The organism is Amycolatopsis sp. NPDC051903, from assembly GCF_044452505.1.
Lineage (GTDB): Bacteria > Actinomycetota > Actinomycetes > Mycobacteriales > Pseudonocardiaceae > Amycolatopsis.
Window position 1 is genome coordinate 1 of sequence record NZ_JBITBT010000028.1, and the last position, 23,050, is coordinate 23,050.

Annotated in this window: 16 protein-coding genes and 4 tRNA genes; 8 read left to right on the forward strand and 12 right to left on the reverse strand. The window is 67.4% G+C overall.

Going from position 1 to position 23,050, the window contains the following annotated elements:
• The 6 genes from ACIA77_RS37690 to ACIA77_RS37715 all read right to left on the reverse strand — a co-directional run.
• Positions 1-2,918 (reverse strand): glycosyl hydrolase (locus ACIA77_RS37690; protein WP_395890985.1); only part of this gene is annotated, 2,918 nt, incomplete at its 3' end.
• Positions 2,919-3,821: 903 nt separating this feature from the next.
• Complete coding sequence (locus ACIA77_RS37695) at positions 3,822-4,094, reverse strand: acyl carrier protein (RefSeq protein WP_395890889.1); 273 nt, start codon at positions 4,092-4,094, stop codon at positions 3,822-3,824.
• A gap of 11 nt (positions 4,095-4,105) precedes the next feature.
• Entirely contained in the window at positions 4,106-4,252 is a 147-nt protein-coding gene (locus tag ACIA77_RS37700) for a hypothetical protein (RefSeq protein ID WP_395890890.1), read from the reverse strand.
• Positions 4,249-5,838 (reverse strand): acyl-CoA ligase (AMP-forming), exosortase A system-associated, encoded by a 1,590-nt coding sequence (locus tag ACIA77_RS37705; RefSeq protein WP_395890891.1) that lies wholly within the window; start codon positions 5,836-5,838, stop codon positions 4,249-4,251. The genes ACIA77_RS37700 and ACIA77_RS37705 overlap by 4 nt, the downstream gene beginning before the upstream one ends.
• Before the next feature lie 278 nt (positions 5,839-6,116).
• Positions 6,117-7,112 carry a TauD/TfdA family dioxygenase gene (locus ACIA77_RS37710; protein ID WP_395890892.1) on the reverse strand — a complete coding sequence of 332 codons (996 nt, stop codon included), beginning with the start codon at positions 7,110-7,112 and terminating at the stop codon, positions 6,117-6,119.
• A 53-nt stretch (positions 7,113-7,165) separates the two neighbouring features.
• Positions 7,166-10,240, reverse strand: coding sequence for a Pls/PosA family non-ribosomal peptide synthetase (locus ACIA77_RS37715; protein ID WP_395890893.1), 3,075 nt, complete (start codon positions 10,238-10,240; stop codon positions 7,166-7,168).
• Positions 10,241-11,360: 1,120 nt separating this feature from the next.
• Between ACIA77_RS37715 and ACIA77_RS37720 the strand changes: the two genes are divergently transcribed.
• Together ACIA77_RS37720 and ACIA77_RS37725 are read left to right on the forward strand one after the other, a co-directional pair.
• Entirely contained in the window at positions 11,361-11,594 is a 234-nt protein-coding gene (locus ACIA77_RS37720; protein ID WP_395890894.1) for a three-helix bundle dimerization domain-containing protein, read from the forward strand.
• Positions 11,595-11,681: 87 nt separating this feature from the next.
• Entirely contained in the window at positions 11,682-12,860 is a 1,179-nt protein-coding gene (locus ACIA77_RS37725) for an epoxide hydrolase family protein (protein WP_395890895.1), read from the forward strand.
• A gap of 57 nt (positions 12,861-12,917) precedes the next feature.
• On the opposite strand, the gene ACIA77_RS37730 is transcribed toward ACIA77_RS37725, so the two are convergent.
• Positions 12,918-14,090: a cation:proton antiporter gene (locus ACIA77_RS37730; protein ID WP_395890896.1), complete on the reverse strand. Its 1,173-nt coding sequence runs from the start codon at positions 14,088-14,090 to the stop codon at positions 12,918-12,920.
• A 322-nt stretch (positions 14,091-14,412) separates the two neighbouring features.
• Positions 14,413-15,177 (reverse strand): aminoglycoside N(3)-acetyltransferase, encoded by a 765-nt coding sequence (locus ACIA77_RS37735; protein WP_395890897.1) that lies wholly within the window; start codon positions 15,175-15,177, stop codon positions 14,413-14,415.
• A 175-nt stretch (positions 15,178-15,352) separates the two neighbouring features.
• Between ACIA77_RS37735 and ACIA77_RS37740 the strand changes: the two genes are divergently transcribed.
• Positions 15,353-16,060 carry a nucleotidyltransferase family protein gene (locus ACIA77_RS37740; RefSeq protein ID WP_395890898.1) on the forward strand — a complete coding sequence of 236 codons (708 nt, stop codon included), beginning with the start codon at positions 15,353-15,355 and terminating at the stop codon, positions 16,058-16,060.
• Between the two features lie 327 nt (positions 16,061-16,387).
• Here the strand turns inward: ACIA77_RS37740 and ACIA77_RS37745 are convergent.
• The 4 genes from ACIA77_RS37745 to ACIA77_RS37760 all read right to left on the reverse strand — a co-directional run bounded on the left by ACIA77_RS37745 (position 16,388) and on the right by ACIA77_RS37760 (position 17,182).
• Positions 16,388-16,462: transfer RNA gene (locus ACIA77_RS37745), tRNA-Val, on the reverse strand.
• Between the two features lies 1 nt (position 16,463).
• Positions 16,464-16,534 (reverse strand) — tRNA-Cys (locus ACIA77_RS37750).
• 22 nt (positions 16,535-16,556) lie between these two features.
• Positions 16,557-16,629, reverse strand: a tRNA-Gly gene (locus ACIA77_RS37755).
• Between the two features lie 127 nt (positions 16,630-16,756).
• Entirely contained in the window at positions 16,757-17,182 is a 426-nt protein-coding gene (locus ACIA77_RS37760) for an SsgA family sporulation/cell division regulator (RefSeq protein WP_005159130.1), read from the reverse strand.
• A 384-nt stretch (positions 17,183-17,566) separates the two neighbouring features.
• On the opposite strand from ACIA77_RS37760, the gene ACIA77_RS37765 reads away from it, so the two are divergent.
• From ACIA77_RS37765 to ACIA77_RS37785, 5 genes are all read left to right on the forward strand, one after another.
• Positions 17,567-17,641, forward strand: a tRNA-Val gene (locus ACIA77_RS37765).
• A 274-nt stretch (positions 17,642-17,915) separates the two neighbouring features.
• Positions 17,916-18,290 (forward strand): hypothetical protein, encoded by a 375-nt coding sequence (locus ACIA77_RS37770; protein WP_395890899.1) that lies wholly within the window; start codon positions 17,916-17,918, stop codon positions 18,288-18,290.
• A gap of 387 nt (positions 18,291-18,677) precedes the next feature.
• On the forward strand, positions 18,678-20,195 hold the full coding sequence (locus ACIA77_RS37775; RefSeq protein WP_395890900.1) for a sugar transferase: 1,518 nt from the start codon (positions 18,678-18,680) through the stop codon (positions 20,193-20,195).
• A gap of 270 nt (positions 20,196-20,465) precedes the next feature.
• Positions 20,466-22,493, forward strand: coding sequence for a threonine--tRNA ligase (gene thrS, locus ACIA77_RS37780; protein WP_395890901.1), 2,028 nt, complete (start codon positions 20,466-20,468; stop codon positions 22,491-22,493).
• The gene (locus ACIA77_RS37785) at positions 22,490-23,038 is read left to right on the forward strand and encodes an HIT family protein (RefSeq protein WP_395890902.1); all 549 of its coding nucleotides are present in this window, start codon (positions 22,490-22,492) and stop codon (positions 23,036-23,038) included. The genes thrS and ACIA77_RS37785 overlap by 4 nt, the downstream gene beginning before the upstream one ends.
• Positions 23,039-23,050: the final 12 nt, after the last annotated feature.

A 23,050-nucleotide genomic window follows, 5' to 3' on the forward strand; every position in this document is an offset into this window, starting at 1 on the left:
ACGCTTTGGGGTGCGGTGGTGCTTCGCAGGGGGGCGGCGGTCTTGGTGTTGAGGTCGATTGCGATGACCGTGGTTTCTCCGGGGGCGAGGGTCACGTCGAACGAGGTCCGGCCGCCGGAGGTCTGGTAGAGGGCAAGCGGTTCGATGCCGCTTGACCAGGTGTTGATGCGGTAGGGCTTGCCGACCGCGGCGACGCTGATGGTCGTCGTGACGGTCGCGGAGTCGATCGGGTTGTTGTTGTAGTCGCCGCGCTTTTCCAGGTAGTTGTATGCGAACAGGTACACCGTGTTCTCGGTCCTGCGCATGGTGGTCAGCACGGTCTCGTTCGGTTGGACGTATTCGGCCCGCGGGCGCACCCCGAGTCGCTTCAGGGCGCCGTAGACCCCGGTCTTGCCGTAGTAGTAGGTCTTCTCGTAGTCCGCGGCCGCCGGGTCGGGGGTGGTCGCGCTCTGCGGAACGTCCGCGTCGATCTCTTTCACGTTCGAGAGCTTTTTCAGGCGTGCCATCACTTTCGCCAGGTCGGCGTCGGTGCCTTCGTTGCCGAGGGTGTGAACTGCGGCCTTGGTGTTCAGGTAGTTCCGGGTCGCGCTCACCGTCTCGGTCAAACCGTTGACGACAACAACGGGCAGACCTTGCCGGGCAAGAGCGTAGATGGCCTGGGCACTCTTCAGCCGGATGGAATCCTGGTAGATGACGACGGCCTGGTATCCCACGTTTTCGGGGATCAGGCCGTCGGTCTTGCTGTATTTGACGCTCCGGCCCTCGAGGATTTCCGGCGCGAAGTAGTCGTAGGTGTAGCCGTTGTCCTGGAGCTCCAGATCCTTGAAGTACGCGGCCTTGCCGTGCCGCATGTTGTCGATGGCGGGCGCGCCGTTGTTGTAGGCGTAGTCGGTGCGTAAAACTGCCAGGTCCATTTGCGGCTTGCCCTGTTGCAGCACGGCCTGGGTGCGGGCGATCATCGGCATGTAGTCGGTGTACTGCGTGGACTCCGGCTGACGCGGGCCCCATCGTTCCGAGAACCGGGCGTACATGCCTTCGTGGCCTGGCCAGTAGGTGCCGTCCCAGGGGTTCGACGGGTCGTGGGAGTCGGCGCCCGAGATGCTCGAGTAGCCGTGGAACACGGTGTGGCTGATGCCCGAGGCGAACTGGGTGTTCATGATCTGCATGAACCGATCCTGCGGCCAGGTGTAGTTGTTCCCGCTGATCGCCCCGGTCTCGCTGGAGTACCGCAGACCGTGCGTGTGCGCAGCGCCCGCCAACGACCGGTGCGCGTCCAGCTGGTTGCCGTACTCGAGTGACTCGGTCTCCACGTAGTCCACCGCTTGGGCCGGCGTGGTGATCTCGTAGTTCACGCCGTAGGATATCTCCGCCCGCAGCTTCATGTTCATTTCGTCGCGCAGGTACTTCCGCAGCGGCTCGAGAACGTTGTCGGTGTACATCTCGGTGATCGTCTGGAAGAAATCGTTGCGGACCTTGGTCACCGTCACCTGATCGGCGCCGATCACCAGGAATGAGGACAGGCCGGCCCTGCCGTCCTTCCTGAGAACGTAGGGCAGGTGCGGTTCGAGGCTGTAGCCGCGGCGCTTCTGGAATTCCCTCATGAGGGTGGTGCCCCAGAATTCGCCGCCGTTGGAGTTGGTGGTGGAGATTTCCAGGGAGTCCATGTACATTTCGCCGCGGCCGTTGGCGATGATGGCGTTTTTCAGTTCGGGGTCGCTGAAGATGTGGTTCTTGTAGTAGTCGATGAAGTCTTGCATGCCGGCCGGGTCGATGTAGTTGATGGTGACGTTCGTGGTGGCTGAGGGGGTCGGGGCTTGGCCGGTGGCCTGCATCCAGAACGCGTAGATGTCCCAGGTCCCGGTGCCCGCCGGCGGGGTCCAGGTCAGGGAGTAATTCGCTTTGCCGGTGGGGTCTTTCATCGTCGTCTGCGTGACCGGGGCGCCGTCGAGGGTGACGTTGCCGGTCAGCACGACCGCGTCGTCGGTGTAGCTCATCGTGCCGGAGATGCTGCCGTCGGCGGTGACCGAGCCGGTGTTGCTCTCGGCCCGTTGCACAGCGACCACGGAGATCAGGTCCTGCCGGACTGTTCCGGCCACCGTCATCACCGAGCGCCTCAGGGTGCCGCTGAACGTCGTGCCGCCGGTGGTGGTGTGGATGGCGTAGCCGAGTGCTTTGCCGGCGCCGTCGTCGTCGAACTTCAGGTTTTCGATGGGCAGGTTCGCGTTGGCCCAGTGTGTGCCGCTGGTCATGGAGAAGCCCATGCCGTATTTGTTGGCTTCCTGGATGATGAGTTTGGTGTCGTTTTTCCACTCGTCGGATCCCCAGCTGTAGATCTGCTGGGGGGTTTTGCCGGTGGTGTTGGTGACGAAGACCGTGTCGCTGAGGTTGCTGTCCACGTTGGGCTCGGGCATGCAGACGATCTCGACTGAGCCGATGCCCATGTCGTGGAGGGTTTTCATGTCGGCCTTGATGGTCGCGTCGGTGTGCAGGCCTTCGGCCAGCCACCACCGCGTACCCGGCCGGTACTTACCTTCCGGGCTGTCCAGGAACGCGTGCTGCGCCTTGATGAACGTGTCGGCGGCACTGGTCGGGGAAGCGTCGGCGGAGGCGGCGCCGGTCCAGCCTGAGAGGGCCAGCGCCATGCCGACGCCGCCGCTGATCTTGAGGAAATCTCTGCGGTCGAAGCCGGGGTTGCTGTCTTCCATCGGTCCTCCCGGGACAGGTGGGGAACGGTTCTTGCTTTTTGGTGAAGAGTTCAGGAGCAGCCGGAGGACGAGCGCGGCGACGGCAAACGCCACTACACCGTCGCCTGTCGTGAACGCCTCTAGTGCCGACGCGAGCGGATCCGGCGCCGGCAGCGTGTCGTCGGCCGCGCCGGGCCACGCAGGCGCACCGAGGTGCGGACGTTGATCGTCCATCGACGACACGCAGATGGGGGTGGAAGGCCGGGTTCAGCGGACTCGATGCCGTCACCCGGCGCGGCTTGCGACCAGGCGTCCGCGACAGCGGGCCGGCGCGCCTCCGGCCGGTGCGGTACCCCTGCGGTGGTGCCGTACGCAGTCACTGGCCTCTCCGTTGAGGACTCGAGAATTAAAACGTTTCAACTCCAGTCACTCTAGTTTCCGGGTTCCGTGCGACCGTTGTCAAGCGCCAAACATCGCCTTCGGCTGGCGGAATCGGTTCAGGATGTGGAGGGGAGGCACGGGATTCTTCGCCGCGCGATCGCGGGCACAGGGGAATTGGGGAATCAGAACTCGCGGCGCTGTCGGGAGTCGTGGAGAGGGACTGTGTAAGTGGGATTATTGTCCTACTTATCCGTTATGCGACAGCAGGGACTATCGCTATGCGGTGCCAAGTAGTCGAAGTCGGTCCCTTCGATTTCGCCTCAGACTCCGACTCCGCTTCGTGTTTCCCGGCTCCCTTGGACTGAACGCCCGTCGCTTCCGTTGGCGCCCCTTGTCGCGTCATGGGCAGCGGAATAACGGGCCACCCGCAAACCTCCCGCGACCTCGGAATTGTCCGACGTTGACATTCCCGGGGAACCCTGGTTAGGTCGATACTTGAAAGGTTTCATATCATCGGGCAGTGCTAGTCAGCCCGGTTGGGGCTGCGATGGGGCCGGCTGGAACGCCTGCCGCTGCGCCGTGCGGTGGCGCTCGGACTTCCGGCGTCGAGCTTTTGACGCCGGTACACCCGGCGGCCCACGGGGGAGCGGTAGGCAAGGCAACGCCGCGGCCTCGTCCGCTCCAGTGACACGCGCCGGGCGCGGGACCGGGTCGGCCGCCGTCATGCCGCGGCGCGTCTCGAGCACTTGCCGGCGTTCAGTCCACTTTGGACTCTACGAAGGCCGCGAGCCGCCCGAGTGTGTCGAAGATGTCGCCGACGATTTCGTCGATTTCGATCTCGATTCCGAACCGCTTCTTCAAGGCGACGATGAGCTTGACGACGGAGAGCGAATCGAGCTCGGGAAGACTGCCGTAGAGGCCCGTCTCCGGGCCGAGGTCGTCGGACTGGTCCTCGATGTCCAGCGTGACCACCACGACGGCCTTGACGTCCTCGAAAATCGCTTGTGAGATCTGTGGCGAGCGAGGCATGTGGATTCTCCTCAGGGGTGGTCGTACAGGCCCGCGGTCTGGTGCGTGGCACCGGCGCGGTCGGCGAACAACCTGACCGGGGCGCCGTCGAGGTGGAGCACGCCGTCGGCGCTTGTGAACGGGCTGCTCGTGGGGCTCGCGTAGGCGGCTGCGGTCATGCGGGCTCCTGAGGGCGGGAAGCGGCGAGCTCGTGGCGAAGGACCGCTCGGTCGAACTTGCCGTTCGGCGACTGGGGCAAGGCGCTGCGGACCACCACTTCGGCGGGCACCATGTAGCCGGGCAGTTCCTGTCGCAAGCGCGCGGTCACCGCTTCCGGATCGAAGCCGGCGGGATCGCGGGGGGTCACGACGAGGACGACCCGGTGGCCGAGCGCCTCGTCCTCGACGCCGAGCGCTACGGCATCGTGCACCAGTCCGGTCTCGTAGGCCACTTCCTCGATCTCTTGGGGGCTGACCCGATACCCCGATGTCTTGATCATGTCGTCTCGCCGTCCGACGAAGTACAGGAAGCCCTCCTCGTCGCGGACGACGACGTCGCCGGACCAGACCGCCAGCTCGGGCGTGCACAGCTCGACCGGACGGTTCGGCGGCGGCCGGAACCGCTCGGCCGTCCGCTGCGCGTCATTCCAATAACCCAAGGTGACGAGCGGGCCTCGGTGCACCAGTTCCCCCGGCTCGCCCGGACCACACAGGCCGCCGTCCTCCCGGACTACGAGGATCTCGGCGTTCGGAATGGCCTGGCCGATCGAATCCGGCCGCCGGTCGACCTCCCGAGGATCGAGGTAGGTGGAGCGGAACGCCTCTGTGAGGCCGTACATCAGGTACGGCGCCGCAGCCGGGAAGATCGCTCGTAATCGCTCCAGGGTGACGCGCGGGAGGCGCCCTCCGGTGTTCGCGAAGTAACGCATCCCCGTTACGGCCTCGGATGGCCACGTCTGGGCCGCGAGCTGGATCCACAAAGGTGGTACCCCGACCAACCCGCTGATGCGGTGCTCCGCGCAGAGCCGGACGACGTCTCCCGGCAGCAGGTAGTCGGCGAGCACCACGTTGGCACCGGCGTAAAAGCCCGTCGTCAATTGGCTCAGTCCGGCGTCGAAGCTCAACGGGAGAACCGCCAGGATCCGGTCTTGCTCCGTGTTGTTCAGGTAAGTGCTGACACTCTCCGCGCCGACGACCAGGTTGCGGTGCGACAGCACGACGCCCTTCGGGGCTCCGGTGCTCCCCGACGTGTAGAGGATCGCGGCCACGTCCGTGTCGACGCCACCGCTTGGCGGACACACCGCCTGGGTTGCGCGCTCGGCGACCTCTGACCAGGAATGCATGCGGTAGGGGGCTTCTTTGTCCTCACCGGGCGAGTCGCCCAGCACGAGGACGTGGGAGAGTGACTTGCAGGAGGCGAGCTCGGCGCGCAGGGCCCGCAGCCGATCCTTGGACGTCACCAGCACCCGCACGGCGCAGTCGTCGAGAATGTGCCTGACCTGCCTGGCCCGCAGCACGGGGTTCACCGGGATGAACACGCCACCGGCCCGCGAGCAGGCGAACAGCGCCACGACGGTCTCGATCCTCTTGTCCAGGAAGACCGCGACGCGCTCACCGGCGTCGAGCCCGAGATCGCGCAGGCCGGCGGCCGCTCGCTCCGTCCGCTCGGACAGATCCGCGTAGGAGATCGTGGTCGTTCGCGCGGTCAGGGCGGGCGCATCGGGGGCGCGTTCGGCGGACTCGGCGACGAGGTCCGGTAACCGCATGATCATCTCGGAAGATTCCTTTCTGGTCCTTTCGCCGGGCGGCCGGCGAGTCCCAGCCCTTGTCCCGCGCCGAAGCCGACACCAACTCAAGGCGCAGGCTCAGGTCAGCGGAGTCGAGCACGTCCGTTGGTCTGGTAGACGGTGCCGATGCAGCGACGCTCGCCCGGGTCCGGGGCGTTCGCCGCAGGCGCCAGTGCGGGTGAGCCGGCTCGTCGCGCCCCGGACAACCGTGCCGGTGGATCCGCCGAACAGGAGCCGTGGCCGGCGCGAGTCGGTGGTCATCCGGCGTCGACCTCGACCGTGGGCGAGCAGTCGGCGAGGCGAACCGGGTCAGCCATCCCGACCAGGACTTCGCGCGGTCCGGTGAAGGGTTCCCTGCTGTGTGCGCTGCCGATGTTGTCGACGAGCAGCAGATCGCCCGCCTGCCAGGGCTCCCGCACGGTTTTGGCTTCGTACACCTCGTTCAGCAGCTGCACGACGTCCTCGCCGATCGGCTCGCCGCCGCCGAAGCGGGTGGTGAACGGCAGACCCTCGGCGCCGTAGGTGTCGACCAGGAACTCGCGCACCTCGGGGTCGAGCGTCCACTCGTTGAGGAAGGCGATCTGGTTGAACCAGCAGCGCCGACCGGTGACCGGGTGCCGCACCACTGCGCTGCGCCGTTGCCGGGTGTGCAGCCCGCCATCGGGTTGCCACTCGAACTCGATGGCGTTGGTGCGGCAGTAGCTCTCGATCGCGCCATGGTCCTCGGTGCCGAACGCCTGCGCGAGCGATGCGCCGATCTCCTCGTTGTAGTTGCGGACGAGCGTCCAGCCCTCCCGCTCGAGTCGCTCGACGAGGTCACCGGGCAGCGCGTCGAGCACCGCCGTCGAGTCCGCCACACCGGTTGCCCCGCCCTTGGCGGGCGCGGACAGGCACGCGAACAGCATCACGCCGGGAAATTCGAGCCGGTAGCTCAGTTCGTGGTGCATGCACATCGGCTGGTTCGGTGGCCACTTCGACGAGGAGTACACGCCCTCGGCGTAGGTTTGCCGCTCTGCGAACCCCTCCCGCTCGGTCATCAGGCCTGCGGTGGCGAGCCCACGGAACACTTCGACGACCTCGGCCGCATCGCGCAGCCCGAGACCGCGGACCAGGACCGCACCGTGCTCGGCGACGACGGCACGCAAGGCATCGCGGTGCCCGGCCGTCCAGCTCGGCCCGTCGCCGGCCCGCACCATCGGCACCCTGCCGAGCTGCAGATCCACGTCCAACAGCAAGGGTGATGAGGACGACATCTCGATCTCCTTTCAGTTCCGACCAGAGGGGGACGTGAGCAGTTCGGGGTGGCTCAGCCGCCGCGCACGAGTACTGTGCGGTTGTCATCGATGCTGATCTGTCGGACCGGCAGATCGCCCGGGTGCTCGCGCATCTCCGTGGCGGGGTTTCCGCCCCACCGCGCGTTCGGTGGCACTTCCTCGCCCTTCATGAGGAAGGAACTGGTGGCGAGTACCGCGCCGTCGCCCGTCGTTACTCCATAGTGGACGAACGCGCCGACGCCGAGGGTGCAGCCGGCACCGATCGCGATGCGGTCCGACTTGAACCCGCCGTCCTCCTGTGAGTGGCACTGGACGATGGTGTCCGCGTTGAGGGTGCAGTCGTCACCGATCGTGGTGAACGTCCGCTCGGGCACGCGCAGGCCGTCGTCGAAGACCCGGCGGCCGACCCGCATACCCAGCAGCCGCCAGATCACGTTCTTGAGCGGGGTGCCGTTGAAGGCGAGGACGTAGGTGAGGGAACTGACTTTCCAGAAGCGTTCGTGCCGCCAGAAGGCGCGGTTGTAGATCGAGCACCCCTGCGGCACCAAGGCCTGCAGCGGCCGGAACAGCCGGTCGACCAGGACGTTGTAGACGACCGTGAAGACGATGACCACTGCGGTGGCCAGTGCGATCGCGAGTGCGAGCGCGCCCAAGGGGTTCAAGAGGTTGATGGCAGCCAGGTAGACCACGGTGACGGACCAGAAGAAAGTCCAGCGCACCAGCAGGAACAGCGTCATGCTGACGGTGTTGTGGATGGTCTTGGCCCTGAGCCCGCGGCGCAGCTCGTCTTCGCTGCTCACGTCGAGCTGCTTGTCGCGCATGACCGATCGCGGGATCTCGAAGCTGGGCGCGCCGAGCAGGCCCACGCCTTCCCGCACCTTTCCGTCGAGGGGAACCATGACCTTCGTCGCGAGGAGGCAGTTGTCGCCTGCCTTGCTCTGCGGCGGGTAGGCGATCATGTTTCCCAGGAAGTTGTCCGGCCCGATCGACGCACGGGAAAGGCGGAACGAGGTGCTGGAGAAATCGGCGTTGATGATGGACAGCCCGTCGGCGACCATCGTTCCGCTGCCGGCCGCGCTGAGGAACGGGGTGTCGTGCTTGACCATTTCGCCGAAGTTCGAACCGGTCTGGCGCACCCCGCGAAGGCTGTAGCCCAGCCAACGCAGGTAGTAGATGATGTAGGAGGTTCCGCCGAAGAGAGTCGTGTAGAACCTGATGTTGGTCGTGCGGGTGATCGCGCGATGGACCCAGTAGTGGAAGCCGTACAGCGGATAGACCTCGTCCGGCTTGATGAAGAGGTTCAGCACGCGCGGAACGGTTCCCACGAGCACGAGGCCGACGAGCAACGCGCCGAAGAAGACCACGGCGGAGACGACCAGCGCGTCACGGAAGAACGTCCAGGTCGTGAGGGACACCGGTGCCGAGTCGAGGAGCGGGCCGAACTCCGGGAGCCGTGGGAGCGCGAAGTCCGCGAGGCCGAACGTCAGCGGCAGACCCAGCAGCAGCAGGTTTCCCAGCTGCACGGTCGAGAAGACCACCCGTCGTGCTTTGCCGACGTCGCGCGCTGTGACCGCCATCTGGTTCGTCTTCTCACCCCGCTGGGCAGGCGAGCCGACCCAGCGTTCCCCGGCCGGAATTGCCTGACCCGCGTGCAGAGCGGACGAGTGCCCGAGCTGAGCCCCGTCACCCAGCGAGGTCCCGATGTCGAGCACCGTCGCCTCGCCGACGATCGCGTCGTTGCCGATGGTCACCGCACCCGTCCGGATGACCCCGTCGTGGGCCTGGTAGCCGTTGAAGAATGAGTCCTTCCGGATCACGGCGCCGTCGCCGATGCTGAGCAGGTCGGTGCACACGGGCAGGTTCCTGGAGAAGATGACGGCGCCGCGCCCGATCTTCGCACCCAGTGCCCGCAGGTACAGCGCGTAGAGCGGTGAACCGACGAACAACATCATCGGGTTCCGCTGGATCAAGGTTTTGACGAGCCAGAAGCGGACGTACGCCAAGCTCCAGACGCGGATCTCCTGAGGCTTCCACCGGCCGATGAGCACCCACTTGACGAGGATCGGAACGGCGCACAGGCCGAGGAAAATCGCGCTGCCGAAAGCGACCGAACGCACGTAGACGCCGACCAGGTTCGGGCTCGTCGAGACCCAGTTGAAGCCCGCCACCCAGACGGCCGCAGTGAGGGCCGGGTAGCCGAGGAGGAACAGGAGCTGCAACGCCCCGCAGAGGACAGATCGACCGAAGCGTCTTTGCTTCGGCGGCTCGATGAGAGCCGCCGGAGTCGCCGGCTGCGAGGAAGACGTGGGGTTGCGGTCGGTTTCGGTGGTGGTGAGGGCTGCTGTGAGGCTTCGAATGGTCGGGTGTTTGTAGACGTCGGGCATCGCTACCGACGGGAGGTCGGGGTGTTTGCGTACTCGTGCGCAGAAGCGGGCCATGACCATGGAGTCGGCGCCGAGGTCGTCGAAGAAGTGGCTGTCGACCGGTACGTGGTCGGTGCCGATGATATCGGTGAGGATTTCGGTGAACTGTCGTTCGTGTTCGGCGAGCGTGGTTGTCGGCTGCGGGGCGGGCGTGGTGGTGACGGCCGCTGTGAGGCTTCGAATGGTCGGGTGTTTGTAGACGTCGGGCATCGCTACCGAGGGCAGGTCGGGGTGTTTGCGTACCCGTGCGCAGAAGCGGGCCATGACCATGGAGTCGGCGCCGAGGTCGTCGAAGAAGTGGCTGTCGGCCGGTACGTGGTCGGTGCCGATGATATCGGTGAGGATTTCGGTGAACTGTCGTTCGTGTTCGGCGAGCGCGGTCGTCGGCTGCGGGGCGGGCGCGGTTGTGGCGGCGAGGGCCCCGGCAAGACTCCGAATCGTCGGGTGTTTGTAGACGTCCGGCATCGACACCGAGGGCAGGTCGGGCCGTTTGCGTACCCGCGCGCAGAAGCGAGCCATCACCATGGAGTCGGCGCCGAGGTCGTCGAAGAAGTGGCCGTCGACCGGCACGTGGTCGGTGCCCACGATCTCAGTGAGCACTTCGGCGAAGAGTCGCTCGCGTTCGGCGAGCACGGTCGGATTGTCAGGCGACTCAGCGGTCAGGACGCCGTGGAAGTTTCCCATTTGATGAACCTCGTGGATCAGAACTTGGAGCGGTCGGCGCGACAAGGGCACCTGACTCATGAACGAAATTCGCGATTTCCTGGGCTGCTGCTGCCGGAACCAGGGCAGGAACACAGCCGGCCGTAAGCCGGCGCGATCCCCCGCAGGAAGGATGGATGCAGCCTCCGGCTGTGGACCTCACGTCATGAGCACAGCCGTGTGATCGCCGGATGCAGGTACGCATCGACCGACACCGGCGGCAGACCCGTGCTCGCTTGAAAGAGGCGGAACGGTGCCCGCGGCGGGGAGTCGGCGCCGAGACCGCGGAAGGAATTGCCGCAAGTCGAGACGCGGGCGCGGCCGGGTGTCGGCGAGCGCGCTCGGAACCGATCGCAGGCGCAGTGCGCTGCGCCGTGCTGCCAAAGGTGCCGTGCGCCGTCGAGCAGCGCCGGCGTCGCCAGAGCGTTCCCGGTGCCGACCCCTGTCTCATGCGACCCAACCCCCGCCAACCCGAAAATCCCCGCGAAGACGTTCTTGATACGCCCCAACGCGAATTTCTGAGAATCGGAGCCGGCTCCACAAGAACATCTATTTTGGTACGCAGTATCCAGGCTAGTGGTGGACGACGCCCGGCTGTCAAGCCTTCAGCAGTGATAATTTACGGGGCAGCCTTTGTGTCCCAGCTGCTCCAAATGGATCTTAGAATTTGTTCGGCGACCAGGTCGACCGGCACGTGATCGGCACGCACGACATCGGCCGGCGCTCGGCGAACACGGGCTCGGCACCGGTCACTGCATCGGCAGATCCGGGTTCCTTGAAGATTTCGTCGGATGTCGTGCCGAGTAGCCGAATGATTCACTCACCTAATAAACTCCATTAACCGGTCAATATTGACTGCTGATCGTGAAAACGGTATTAGTTGCAACACGAGCGCAAATAAAAGCGTTGTAGTCAAGGAGTCATGATCAGGTGGATGTCGAATTCGGATGAATGATTGGTGTGAACAAGGGGTCGGTGTTCCACCGTGCAACGCAACCCGTTCGTTCATCTTTTGTTCAACTTGCTGACGTGCAATGAAGCTCCTCGCATAACGGGCATTAAGGACGTATAGGTCGATAGGCAGGGTGCAGGCACACACACGATGGACGCCATCGCGTCAGAGAAACTGGACACGCAGTTCACGTATCTCGAGAACCGGCTTTCGCGTGGCTGCGCCGGGCTCGATTCGTCGCTGGTGCGGGAACAGGTCGTGCGCGAGCGGTCCCGCTTCGCCGATGCGCGGATCCACGCCTGTCCGCCGGTCCTCGTTGAACGCGCGACCAGGGGCAAGCCGGCCGGGGCGCCACGCCAGGGAACTCCGCGCACGACCGGCTGACGCGGGCGTGTGCTCGCCCGAATCGTGGAGCCCGGCGTCCCCGCAGAGGAGGCGACGCCGGGCTACCCGGCCCGATAGGAGGAGAACATGTCCAACGGCACCGAAATCCGTCCCTTCCGCCTCGACACGCCGGAAGAAGCGATCGCCGACCTGCGTCGCCGGATCACGGCCACGCGCTGGCCCAGCCGAGAGCTGGTCACCGATCGTTCCCAGGGTGTGCAGCTGGCGACCGTCCGCGAGCTGGCCCGCTACTGGACGGCCGATTACGACTGGCGCGCGTTCGAGGCGAAGCTGAACGCCCTGCCGCAGTACACGACCGACATCGACGGCGTCGAGATCCACTTCGTCCACGTGCGGTCGCAACACGGGAACGCCCTGCCACTGATCATGACGCACGGCTGGCCGGGGTCGGTCGTCGAGCTGCTCGAGGTCGTCGGTCCGCTTACCGACCCGACCGCGCACGGTGGGCAGGCCGACGACGCGTTCGACCTCGTCCTGCCGTCGCTGCCCGGCTACGGCTTCTCCGGCGAGCCGACCGAGCTCGGCTGGGAGTCGGGCCGGATCGCCCGCGCGTGGGCGGTCCTGATGGATCGCCTCGGCTACCCGCGTTACGTCGCCCAGGGAGGCGACGTGGGCGCCACGGTCACGGACGCGATGGGCCGCCGAGCACCAGAGGGTCTGCTCGGCATCCACACCACCTTGCTCGCCGCGGCGATCGGGCTCAAGGACCGCCTGCCGGGTGAATCCGAGCAGGAACGCGCAGCGCACGACGCGCTCGACACGTTCATGACGGACGGCTTCGCCTACTTCCTCGAGCAGTCCACCCGGCCGCAGACGATCGGCTACTCCCTGCTGGATTCGCCCGTCGGGCTGGCGGCCTGGATGCTCGACCACGACACGGACAGCTACGACAAGATCTCCCGGGCGTTCGTCGACGGCAGGCCCGCGGGCAATCTCACTCGAGACAACATCGTCGACAACATCACCCTGTACTGGCTGACGGGCACCGGCGCTTCGAGCGCCCGGTGGTACTGGGAATTCGGCCGGGCCCAGGGCCAGGCGCCTCCTGCGGTCTCGGTTCCGGTCGGCTTCACGACGTTCCCCGGCGAGCTCTGGGCTGCTCCGCGCAGCTGGGCCGAGACGGTCTACCCCGGCCTCGCGTATTTCAACGAGGTCGACGCCGGTGGCCATTTCGCCGCCTGGGAGGAACCCGACCTGTTCGCGACGGAAGTGCGGGCCGCGTTCCGGCCGCTGCGGAAATCCTGAGCCTGCTTCGGTTCGCGCGGTGGCCGCGGCCCGCCGCTCCTCGCGCGGCCCCGGGCTTCAGGTTTTCCGCAGCAGACCGAGGGCGCCGGCGGGGAACAGCAAGACCGACAGCAGACCGGCGCAGATCAGCGCGGCGGCGGTGACCTGCGTCAGAAGTCCCGTCGTCACCCCGATCTGGGTCGCGGTGACGACGAACGGCAGAGAGGTCGCCTGGAGCAACGCGGCGGCCGCGGTGCGGCGGGCCCCGAACGCCTTCCGGTACAGCAGCGCGGGAACGCCGCGCACGACCAGCAGGGCGGCGAGGAACAAGGGCACTCTGGCCAGCGCGGCGGGGTCGGCCAGCAGCGCAGGTAGATCCAGCCGCAGGCCGCTGGCGACGAAGAAGACCGGGATCAGGAACCCGTACCCGATGGCTTCGAGTTTGGCCCGGAAGCGAGGGTGCGACGAGCTGTCTCGATCGAGCAGGCCGACGACCGCGCCGGCCAGGAACGCACCGAGGATGCTTTCCAGCCCGAACGCTTCGGCCAACGCGCAGAACGCGATCAGCAGGACGACCGCCGCCCGTACGCGGATCTCGGCGGTGCTGTCCTGCAGCCGCGTCAGCGCCGACCCCAGCCGGCGGGACCGGCCGACGACGGAAACGACAAGCCCGGTGACGGCGACCAGCACCACGAACATGACCACCAGCACCGCCCGGGCACCCCCGCTGGCACCGGCGGAGGAAAACAGCACCGAAAGCAGCACCACGGCCGCGAAGTCAGCCACCGAGCACGCGGCGATGACGGCCTGCCCGAGCGCTCCGCCGGCCTGCCCGGCGTCCTTGAGTATCGGCACAACCAGCCCGAGCGAGGTGGCCGACAGCGTGACGGCGACCAGCAGCGGGCTGGTCACCCACCCGGCGGCGCCGAAACCGAGGCCGGCCAAAACCCCGAGGCCGATGGTGGCGGAGTAGCCGAGCAGCGCCACCCGCAGCGTCCGGCCGTGCAACCGGTGCACGTCGATCTCCAGCCCGGCCAGGAACAGCAGGAACGCCAGCCCCAACAGCGCGACGATCTGCACGGGCAGGTCAGGGTCCACCCAGCCCAGCACCGACGGGCCCACGACGATGCCGGCGACGATCTCCAGCACCACAGCGGGGATCCGCACGGCGGGGAGCAACGCGAGCAACAGCGGCGCGCCGAGCGCGATCGCAGCGACGGCGAAGAGGTTGACGAACTCGACATCCGGCATGACGAGTCCTCCTTCAGCGGATCTCCGGCGATCGGGAGTGCTGTGGTCGAGTCGGCAACCGGCGTCCCCTTTTGCCGCGCTGGTTGCCAACTTGCACCCGTGGTGCGCCCGCGCGAGATGCAGCACGGTCCCGGTCGTGGGGATGCGGTCGCGGTTCGCAAAACCGTTCCCCGGCCCGGCGGAACAGGGGCGAAGAACGCGTGAGCGGGCAATTGACGAACAGGGCGCACGGACCGTGATCGTGGGGTGAGTCCCCGCTTCACACCGATCGGCTCCGGGCCCACTCAGTGCTTCCCACGCGTTACACGGGACGCGACAGCAGCTACGGTTCCGTCCGGTCAGCGGCCACCCGTTTCCGATCGACCTCGAGTTCCCGCTCCGGTGCGAGGATCTCGGTGAGTCGCTGGACGGCGAAGTCCACGAACGGGCGGACGTGAAAAAGCCGGCACGCCGCGCGGCCCACGGTGACTTCACCGCTGCCGAAGCGCTGTTCGAAGTCTCGGCCCACGACGGGGAAGAAGGTGTCCTCGTCGTCGGCGACGTCGACGGTTTCACACCAGATGCGCTGCCGACGGGTGGTCACCGGGAACCGCCGCAGCTTCAAGCGGGGACGCGGAGTGAGCGTTTCGGCGTGGTGGAGGAAACTGTTGCGATCGTGTCCCACGCCGATGAGCAAGATGGTTCCGCGGAGATCGTAAAGGCGCCCCAACGGTGATTCCCGGCCAAGAGCGAAGCCGAGTGATTGCCCTGCCACGATCTGTCCGGCTCGCGCGCCCATCGCGGCCAGCGACACCTGCGGGTGTGAGCTTCGCACGGCGCCAGGCAGTGTGCGGAGTGCCTCCGCGACCGCGCCCGTGCTGGACGGCATGAAACAGTGGAACGTCGGTACTGCGTCCCGTCGTTCCCGGACTCCTTCATCCGGGACGCCGACGTGCTCCGGATCGCGATCGGCGACGTTCGGGGTGAAGGTGGGCACGACGACGGTGCCTGTGGCACCGACGGCGCGGAGCAGGCTGTTCACCACGGTCGCGGCACCGCCGTCGACGGGGCCGAGGCTGGACAGCGACGAGTGCACCATCACGTCCATGCCCTCCTTAACGCCTGCCCGACGCCAGCCCGCGACCAGATCATCAGTGGTGAGTGTGGATCGACTCATCTGTCACTCTCCAGCCCGGACCTCAACGCACGACGATGATCGTCAGCGGAGGACCTGCCCTACGCCGGGACGACGCCAGCCCCCCACGGTACGCGGTCTGCGGGCGATGTTGTTCTGGGAGAACGCCTCGTCCTCGGTGCCGTCGGGGGAGCGCGTGGTGGCCGGTGTGGCAGCTGTGGTAAGCAGGCTGGTGATCAGTCGGCTGCCCCTTGATCAGCAACTCGAGTCCCTGCGTGCGGTGTTGTCCCGCAACGAGGTGTTGACGGAGGTGCTGACGCGGGCTGCGGCGTTGAATCTTCCGGAGTGGTACGCGACCGCCGGGTGCTTGTTCCAGACCGTGTGGAACGTGGTGACGGGCAGGCCACCGGCCAGCGGCATCAAGGACTACGACGTCTTCTACTTCGACGCCGGTGATCTGTCCTGGGAGGCCGAGGACGCGGTGATCAGGGCTGGGCGGGAGGTGTTCGCCGACCTGCCGGCGGAGGTCGAGATCCGGAATGAGGCGCGGGTTCACCTCTGGTACGAGGACAAGTTCGGGGTGGCCTGTCCGCCGTACGACTCCACCGAGGCGGCGATCGACAGTTTCGCGGCGACGACTTGCTGCTTGGGCGTGCGGTCAGAGGCGGACGGTTCGTGGCGGGTGTATGCGCCGCACGGCCTGTCAGACGTGTTCAACCTCGTTGTCCGCCCGAACCCCGTGCTTGCCCCACAATCGGTGTACGAGACCAAGACGACGCGATGGCGGCAGCACTGGCCCGAGCTGACCGTGCTGGACTGGCCCTCCACCCCACCTGATCGACCAGCGTTGGAGTGAGGACCACTGGCTGGTCACGACGGCGCCGGAGAATCGTCCCGGCGTGTCGCTGCTCGGTCCGGCAACCGTTCGTTTCGGGTTCAACGTAGTGTCCAGATTGGACACTACGAGCTGCCGGGCGTCCGCCTGCACGGTGACCCCGGCGCTGGCGAACCAGGTCCTCGACGCGCTGGAAGAGGGCTGGCTGCGTTGTATCCAGGGGAGCGGGCGCCGCACTTGCGGTCCCGCCGGCGGGATCGATACCGGTTCCGGAACCGCCGCCCTCAGACGACTGAAGCCCCACCCCTCCGAAGAGGAGCAGGGCTTCCAAACACTGCCGAGAACCGGTGGTGCGCGATACTGGGATTGAACCAGTGACCTCTTCCGTGTCAGGGAAGCGCTCTCCCGCTGAGCTAATCGCGCGAGGTGGAGACGGGATTCGAACCCGTGTACACGGCTTTGCAGGCCGTTGCCTCGCCTCTCGGCCACTCCACCGTACAGGCTCGAGAGCCTACCGAGCGGACGACGGGATTCGAACCCGCGACCCTCACCTTGGCAAGGTGATGCGCTACCAGCTGCGCTACGTCCGCACTGTCCGCGACTTGGGAGCGTCCGGGCTCGTGACCCGCACCCCGTCGCCGTGGTGTGGAAGAACCATATCGGACGCCGAAAACCGCCCCGTCACCGGGGGGTCATCCGCCGGTTGCGGGGCTGTGATCAGGCGAGATCGTTCGGGATGAGGTGCGTGAGGGCGTCGTCGACGTCGACCCACAGGTGCTCGTTGCCGGGGAGGACCACATCGTAGGTGCGGTCGAGGAAGTCGGCGAGCTCCTGGGCGGAGGCTTCGAACATGGCGTGCCCGGACGGCGAGTTCAGCTCGATGAGCACGGACTCGGGGTCTTCGACCGACGGGCGGATGCGCACGTCCCCGTCGCCGGCGTCGGCCAGGAGGCCGTCGGCGAGGAGGTCGCGGGCGTAGACCCACTCGACCCAGCCCGCGCGGCCGGTGCGGAAAGCGGCCACGACCGCGTAGGGGTCGCGAGTGTCGTAGCGCAGCTCCACCTTGACCGGAACCGCCGGGGTCCGCGGCGCCAGCAGGTCGAAAACCGCTGTCGAGCGGAGCGTCACGTGATCGTTGCGCATCGTCCTACCCTTCGTCTCCCTTCCCGGCCCGGACGACCGAGGACGACGATGAGACGCGCCGGGGACCCGATTCCGTCGCGGGTTCGGTGGAGATCACCCGTCCGTGGTCATCGGTTCCGGCCGTCCGTCGTCGCCCGCGCCGCGCAGCCTTCCGCGGGCGCCCGCTGGGCAACCACACGTACATACTGCGCGGTTCGACCGCCGCGCGATAGCACCGTCGCACGGATGTCGGGGCGGGGCGCGAGCGCCCCCACCGCGGAACAACCCCGGCTAGCTCGGGGTTGTTCGTTCCGTATCCGCTGGTAGACGGAGCGTGGTTGGGGGTTACCACCCGTTTGCAGGCCCTCGAAAGTCGTGCGGTAGAGTTCTGTTCACACCGCGAGCGGGCGATTAGCTCAGCGGGAGAGCGCTTCGTTCACACCGAAGAGGTCACTGGTTCGATCCCAGTATCGCCCACCACCACGAGGCCCCGGATCCGTGATCCGGGGCCTCGAGTGTTTTCCGGGAAAGAATTTTCCCAGGTCAGCACCTCGCCCGGCGGCTGCCCTCCGAAGGTGATCTTCGCGCCGCTCATCACGGCTCGGCTACAGCCGGAAGCCGGGGCTCCGGATGCAACCTGCAGATTGCCAGAGGAACGTCGACACGTTCCGGTCGTGCGTCGCCACTTCTGTCGCATCCGAGACGGTGTCGGTGACTTGAGTGTGATCCTGGGCACTTTTCCGACGAGGGGTCGGTGCAGACCACCCGAACGGCCGCATCGGCGCCGCGCCAACACCTCGGCCGCGCCGCCGGCCGGCGCCGCGAAGCCGCCTCTGGAGCGCTGGAACGCCAGTCTCGAAGTTCGAAGGTTTCCGTTCGGGACGCGGCCGTTCCGGTGAATCTGCAGGGTTGCGGCGTTGGTCACGACTCGGCCACCGGTGCGGCGAGACGGGCGAACGGCACCGTCTGCCGCCGGGAGCGCGGCGTGACCGGCGGAGGCGCGGCGCGCCTGTACTCCGAGGGGTGTGAAGCGAGGATGATCGACGCGGGCCCGGGTGGGGTTCGTGGTGTGACGAAAACGCGACGCGGTGACATCGAGACGCAGAATGTCACCGCGAACCTGGTCTGATCCGGTGTCCGCCCGAGTGGCGTCCCGGCGGCTCCACTGTGGACGTATCCGGGCGGGAGTGTCCACAGTGGAACAGTCTGCCGTCGGAACGGCCCGGCTCCGGCCTTCGGCCGTGGTGGAAACTTGACTACATTCCGTAGTGATCGGTGGGTTGCTTCGCATTACTCATCGTCATCATCCCGTTATCATCAAGCCATTCATTTGCGTGAAAGACCTGCAGGATGTGGCTCGAAATCCTTGTAACGATGCCCTGAGAGCGGCCGATACCTTGGCGTGTGTCGCTCCTTTGGTGGCTGAATCGGGTGCGATTGCGATCACCCTCGGTGATGGCGGTCGTTCACGCAGCGTGCCGGCGGAGGCCTTCGAACCATGCTCCTGGGAGGTCTGATGGAAGAGTCGGTGCGGCCTTCGTCCACGGTCAGCGAACCGCCGCCGCACATCGACCTCCAGGCGATCCCCGCGGCGCGGGGCGCGGAGCCGGCGGGCGTCGAATCGGCGTCGGCGAAGTCGCACCCGGCGTCGTGGGAGAGGCGGTACCGCGCCTGGGTCGTCGCGAGCGACATCGTCGCCGCGTTCGTGGTGATCGGCGTGAGCGCCTTCGTGATCGACCGCGTGGCGCCGCAGGACATGCACGCGATCGGCACGGCGCTGGCCGTGTTGTGCGCACTGCCCGTCTGCCGCGCGTGGAGCCCGCGCGTGCTCGGCGAGGGGCCTGAGGAGTACCGGACGCTCGGGCGCGGCCTCGTCGTGGCCGCCGTGCTCGTGGCCCTGGGCGGCCTGCTCTTCCGCGCCCTGGACGTGCAGCCGTGGGTGTTCATCGTCGTCCCCGTGATCGCGCTCTTCGCGTTCCCGCAGCGCTATCTCCTGCGCCAGGTGCTGCACCGGCAGCGCCGCCGGGGGCTGTGCCTGCTGCCGGTGATGGCGGCCGGCAGTCCCGAGACGGTCGCGGATCTGATCGCGCGCACCAAGTCCGAAGCGCACGTGGGCTGGCGCGTCGAGGCGGTGTGCACGCTCACCGGGCACGGCGCGGACCGCGACAGCGGTGAGATCGACGGGGTTCCGGTCGTCGGCAGGCTCGAGGAGCTGTCGCGGCACGTGCGCCGCGGCGGGTACCGCGTCGTCGCGGTCACCGGCGACCAGTACTGGAACCCGAAGCGCTTGCAGCGGCTCGCGTGGGACCTGGAGGGCACGACGGCGGACCTGGTCGTGGCACCGGTGCTGATGGACATCGCGGGCCCGCGGCTCAACGTCTCGGGGGTGCTGGGCATGCCGCTGCTGCGGGTCACGGCGCCGCGGTTCACCGGCGGCCGCCGGCTCGTGAAGGAGGCCCTCGACCGCTGCGGCGCGGCGTTCCTGCTCACACTGTTCTCCCCGGTGCTGCTGACGATCGCGCTCGCGGTCAAGCTCGGGGACCGCGGGCCGGTGATCTACCGGCAGCGCCGCGTCGGCAAGGACGGCGAGAGCTTCACGATGCTCAAGTTCCGCACGATGGTCCCCGACGCCGACAAGATCCGCCGGAACCTCGAGGGCGACAACGAGGGGGCGGGCCCGCTGTTCAAGATGAAGCGCGATCCGCGCGTGACCCGCGTCGGCGGGTTGCTCCGCCGCTACTCGCTCGACGAGCTGCCGCAGCTGTTCAACGTGCTGTCGGGCCGCATGTCCCTCGTCGGCCCGCGCCCGCCGCTGCCGGAGGAGACGCGGCAGTACGCACCCGACGCGCGCCGCCGCCTGCTCGTGAAGCCGGGACTGACGGGCCTGTGGCAGGTCAGCGGCCGCAGCGACCTGACGTGGGCCGAGAGCATCCGCCTCGACCTGCGGTACGTGGAGGACTGGTCGCTGGCGCTGGACCTGGTCATCCTGTGGAAGACCTTCCGCGCCGTCGTCGCCGGCCAGGGCGCCTACTGAGCCGCGCCGCGAACGGCCCGTCCGGCGGCCGCCGACCCCGTGGGGGCCGGCGGCCGCTTCGCGTCCGCGACCGGCACTGCGCGGTGGGCGCGGCGGGTGCGGGACCTCGTGACGGTGGCCCGGCACCGTCACGGGGGAGCCGATCCGGGCCGCCCGGTGCCACCGGGGCGGGGTGCGCGGCGTTAGCGCCGCCAGGCGTCAGGCGCCCACGGGCCGCCGACTAGCATCGACGGGAGTCATCCTCGTCACTTGCCCCAGAAGGAGCCGATCGTGTCGCATCCGCCGTCAGCCGCCGCCGTCCCCGCCGAGCGCGTGGTGGTCGCGGCGGGCACTACGGCGGGCGCCGCGGTCCGCGAAGCCGGGTTGCCGACCAAGGGTCCGGACACGGTCGTCGTCGTGCGCGACGCCGAGGGCAAGCTGCGCGACCTGGCGTGGGCGCCCGAGGCCGACACCGAGGTGGAGCCCGTCGCGGCGAGCACCGAGGACGGCCGCAGCGTGATCCGCCACTCGGCCGCGCACGTGCTCGCCCAAGCTGTGCAGCAGGAGTTCCCCGAGGCGAAGCTGGGCATCGGCCCGCCGGTGAAGGACGGTTTCTACTACGACTTCGCGGTCGACAAGCCGTTCACGCCCGAGGACCTGCAGGCGCTCGAGAAGCGCATGAAGCAGATCGTGAAGGGCGCGCAGCAGTTCTCCCGCCGCGTCTTCGACTCCGTCGAGGAGGCCAAGGAGGAGCTGGCGGACGAGCCGTTCAAGCTCGAGCTCGTCGACCTCAAGTCCGAAGTGGACACCTCCGAGGTGATGGAGGTCGGCGGTGGTGAGCTCACCATCTACGACAACCTCGACCCGCGCACGAAGGAGCGCGTGTGGAGCGACCTCTGCCGCGGCCCGCACGTGCCCACCACGAAGTTCATCCCCGCGTTCAAGCTGACCCGCGTGGCCGCCGCCTACTGGCGCGGCAGCGAGAAGAACCCGCAGCTGCAGCGGATCTACGGCACGGCGTGGGAATCGGCCGAGGCGCAGGACGCGTACCTGGAGCGCATCGCCGAGGCCGAGCGGCGCGACCACCGCCGGCTCGGTGCCGAGCTGGACCTGTTCTCCTTCCCCGAGGAGATCGGCTCCGGCCTGCCGGTGTTCCACCCGAAGGGCGGCATCATCCGCCGCGAGCTCGAGAATTACTCGCGCCGCCGCCACGAGGAGGCCGGCTACGAGTTCGTGAACACGCCGCACATCTCCAAGGGCGAGCTGTTCCACACCTCGGGCCACCTGCCCTACTACGCCGACACGATGTTCCCGCCGGTCAAGTTCGAGGACGAGGACTACTACCTCAAGGCCATGAACTGCCCGATGCACAACCTGATCTACCGCTCGCGCGGGCGGTCGTACCGGGAGCTGCCGCTGCGGCTGTTCGAATTCGGCACGGTGTACCGCTACGAGAAGTCGGGTGTGGTCCACGGCCTCACCCGCGTGCGCGGCCTCACGATGGACGACTCGCACATCTACTGCACCAAGGAGCAGATGCCGGGCGAGCTGCGGTCGCTGCTCAAGTTCGTGCTCGACCTGCTGGCCGACTACGGCCTCTCCGACTTCTACCTCGAGCTGTCCACCCGCGGTGACTCCGACAAGTTCATCGGCGAGGAGTGGGAGTGGGAGGAGGCCACGGAAACGCTGCGGCAGGCGGCGATGGACTCCGGCCTCGAGCTCGTGCCCGACCCGGGCGGCGCCGCGTTCTACGGCCCGAAGATCTCCGTGCAGGCCAAGGACGCCATCGGCCGCACCTGGCAGATGTCCACGATCCAGCTGGACTTCAACCAGAACAAGCGCTTCGGCCTCGAGTACACCGCACCGGACGGCTCGCGCCAGCGCCCGGTGATGATCCACCGCGCGCTGTTCGGTTCGATCGAACGGTTCTTCGGCGTGCTCACCGAGCACTACGCGGGCGCGTTCCCGGCGTGGCTCTCGCCGGTGCAGGTCGTGGGCATCCCGATCACCGGCGACCAGGTCGAGTACCTCCACGGGGTGGAGAAGGCGTTGCGCGACAAGGGGATCCGCGTCGAGGTCGACGCGAGCGACGACCGGATGCAGAAGAAGATCCGCACGCACACCACGCAGAAGGTGCCGTTCCTGCTCCTGGCCGGCGCGAAGGACGCGGAGGCGGGCGCGGTGTCGTTCCGGTTCCGCGACGGCGGCCAGATCAACGGCGTGTCCGTGGACGCGGCCGTCGAAGCCATCGCCGAGTGGATCGCCCGCCGCGAGAACGACTCGCCGAGCGTCGAGGCCGTGGAGAAGATCCTGCGGTGAGCGACCTGGACGGTCCCGAGATCGTCGAGCAGGACGGCGTGGGGGTCCCGGACGCGCTGCAGCGGCTGTGGACCCCGCACCGGATGGCCTACATCAAGGGGCAGGAGAAGCCGGATGGCGACGAGCCGGACGGCTGTCCCTTCTGCCGGATCCCCAGCCTCGACGACGAGACGGCGCTGATCCTGGCGCGCGGCGAAACGGTGTACGCGGTGCTGAACCTGTACCCGTACAACCCGGGGCACCTCATGGTGGTGCCCTACCGCCACGTGGCCGACTACACCGACCTCACCGTCGACGAGACGCGCGAGCTGGCCGAGTTCACGCAGCACGCCATGCGCGTGGTGCGGGAGGTCTCGGCGGCCCACGGGTTCAACATCGGGATGAACCAGGGCGTGATCGCCGGCGCGGGCATCGCGGCGCACCTGCACCAGCACCTGGTGCCGCGCTGGGGCGGCGACGCGAACTTCATGCCGGTGATCGGCCAGACGAAGGTGCTGCCGCAGCTGCTCGGCGAAACGCGGAAACTCCTGGCGGACGCCTGGTGAAGAACGGGCGAC

Coding starts and splice junctions, on each gene's coding strand:
- ACIA77_RS37725 (WP_395890895.1), top strand. CDS start 11,682: ATGTCCAACGGCACCGAAATCCGTCCCTTCCGCCTCGACACGCCGGAA.
- ACIA77_RS37705 (WP_395890891.1), bottom strand. CDS start 5,838: ATGCGGTTACCGGACCTCGTCGCCGAGTCCGCCGAACGCGCCCCCGAT.
- ACIA77_RS37715 (WP_395890893.1), bottom strand. CDS start 10,240: ATGGGAAACTTCCACGGCGTCCTGACCGCTGAGTCGCCTGACAATCCG.
- ACIA77_RS37775 (WP_395890900.1), top strand. CDS start 18,678: ATGGAAGAGTCGGTGCGGCCTTCGTCCACGGTCAGCGAACCGCCGCCG.
- ACIA77_RS37760 (WP_005159130.1), bottom strand. CDS start 17,182: ATGCGCAACGATCACGTGACGCTCCGCTCGACAGCGGTTTTCGACCTG.
- ACIA77_RS37700 (WP_395890890.1), bottom strand. CDS start 4,252: ATGACCGCAGCCGCCTACGCGAGCCCCACGAGCAGCCCGTTCACAAGC.
- ACIA77_RS37740 (WP_395890898.1), top strand. CDS start 15,353: ATGTTGTTCTGGGAGAACGCCTCGTCCTCGGTGCCGTCGGGGGAGCGC.
- ACIA77_RS37730 (WP_395890896.1), bottom strand. CDS start 14,090: ATGCCGGATGTCGAGTTCGTCAACCTCTTCGCCGTCGCTGCGATCGCG.
- ACIA77_RS37695 (WP_395890889.1), bottom strand. CDS start 4,094: ATGCCTCGCTCGCCACAGATCTCACAAGCGATTTTCGAGGACGTCAAG.
- ACIA77_RS37710 (WP_395890892.1), bottom strand. CDS start 7,112: ATGTCGTCCTCATCACCCTTGCTGTTGGACGTGGATCTGCAGCTCGGC.
- ACIA77_RS37720 (WP_395890894.1), top strand. CDS start 11,361: ATGGACGCCATCGCGTCAGAGAAACTGGACACGCAGTTCACGTATCTC.
- ACIA77_RS37735 (WP_395890897.1), bottom strand. CDS start 15,177: ATGGACGTGATGGTGCACTCGTCGCTGTCCAGCCTCGGCCCCGTCGAC.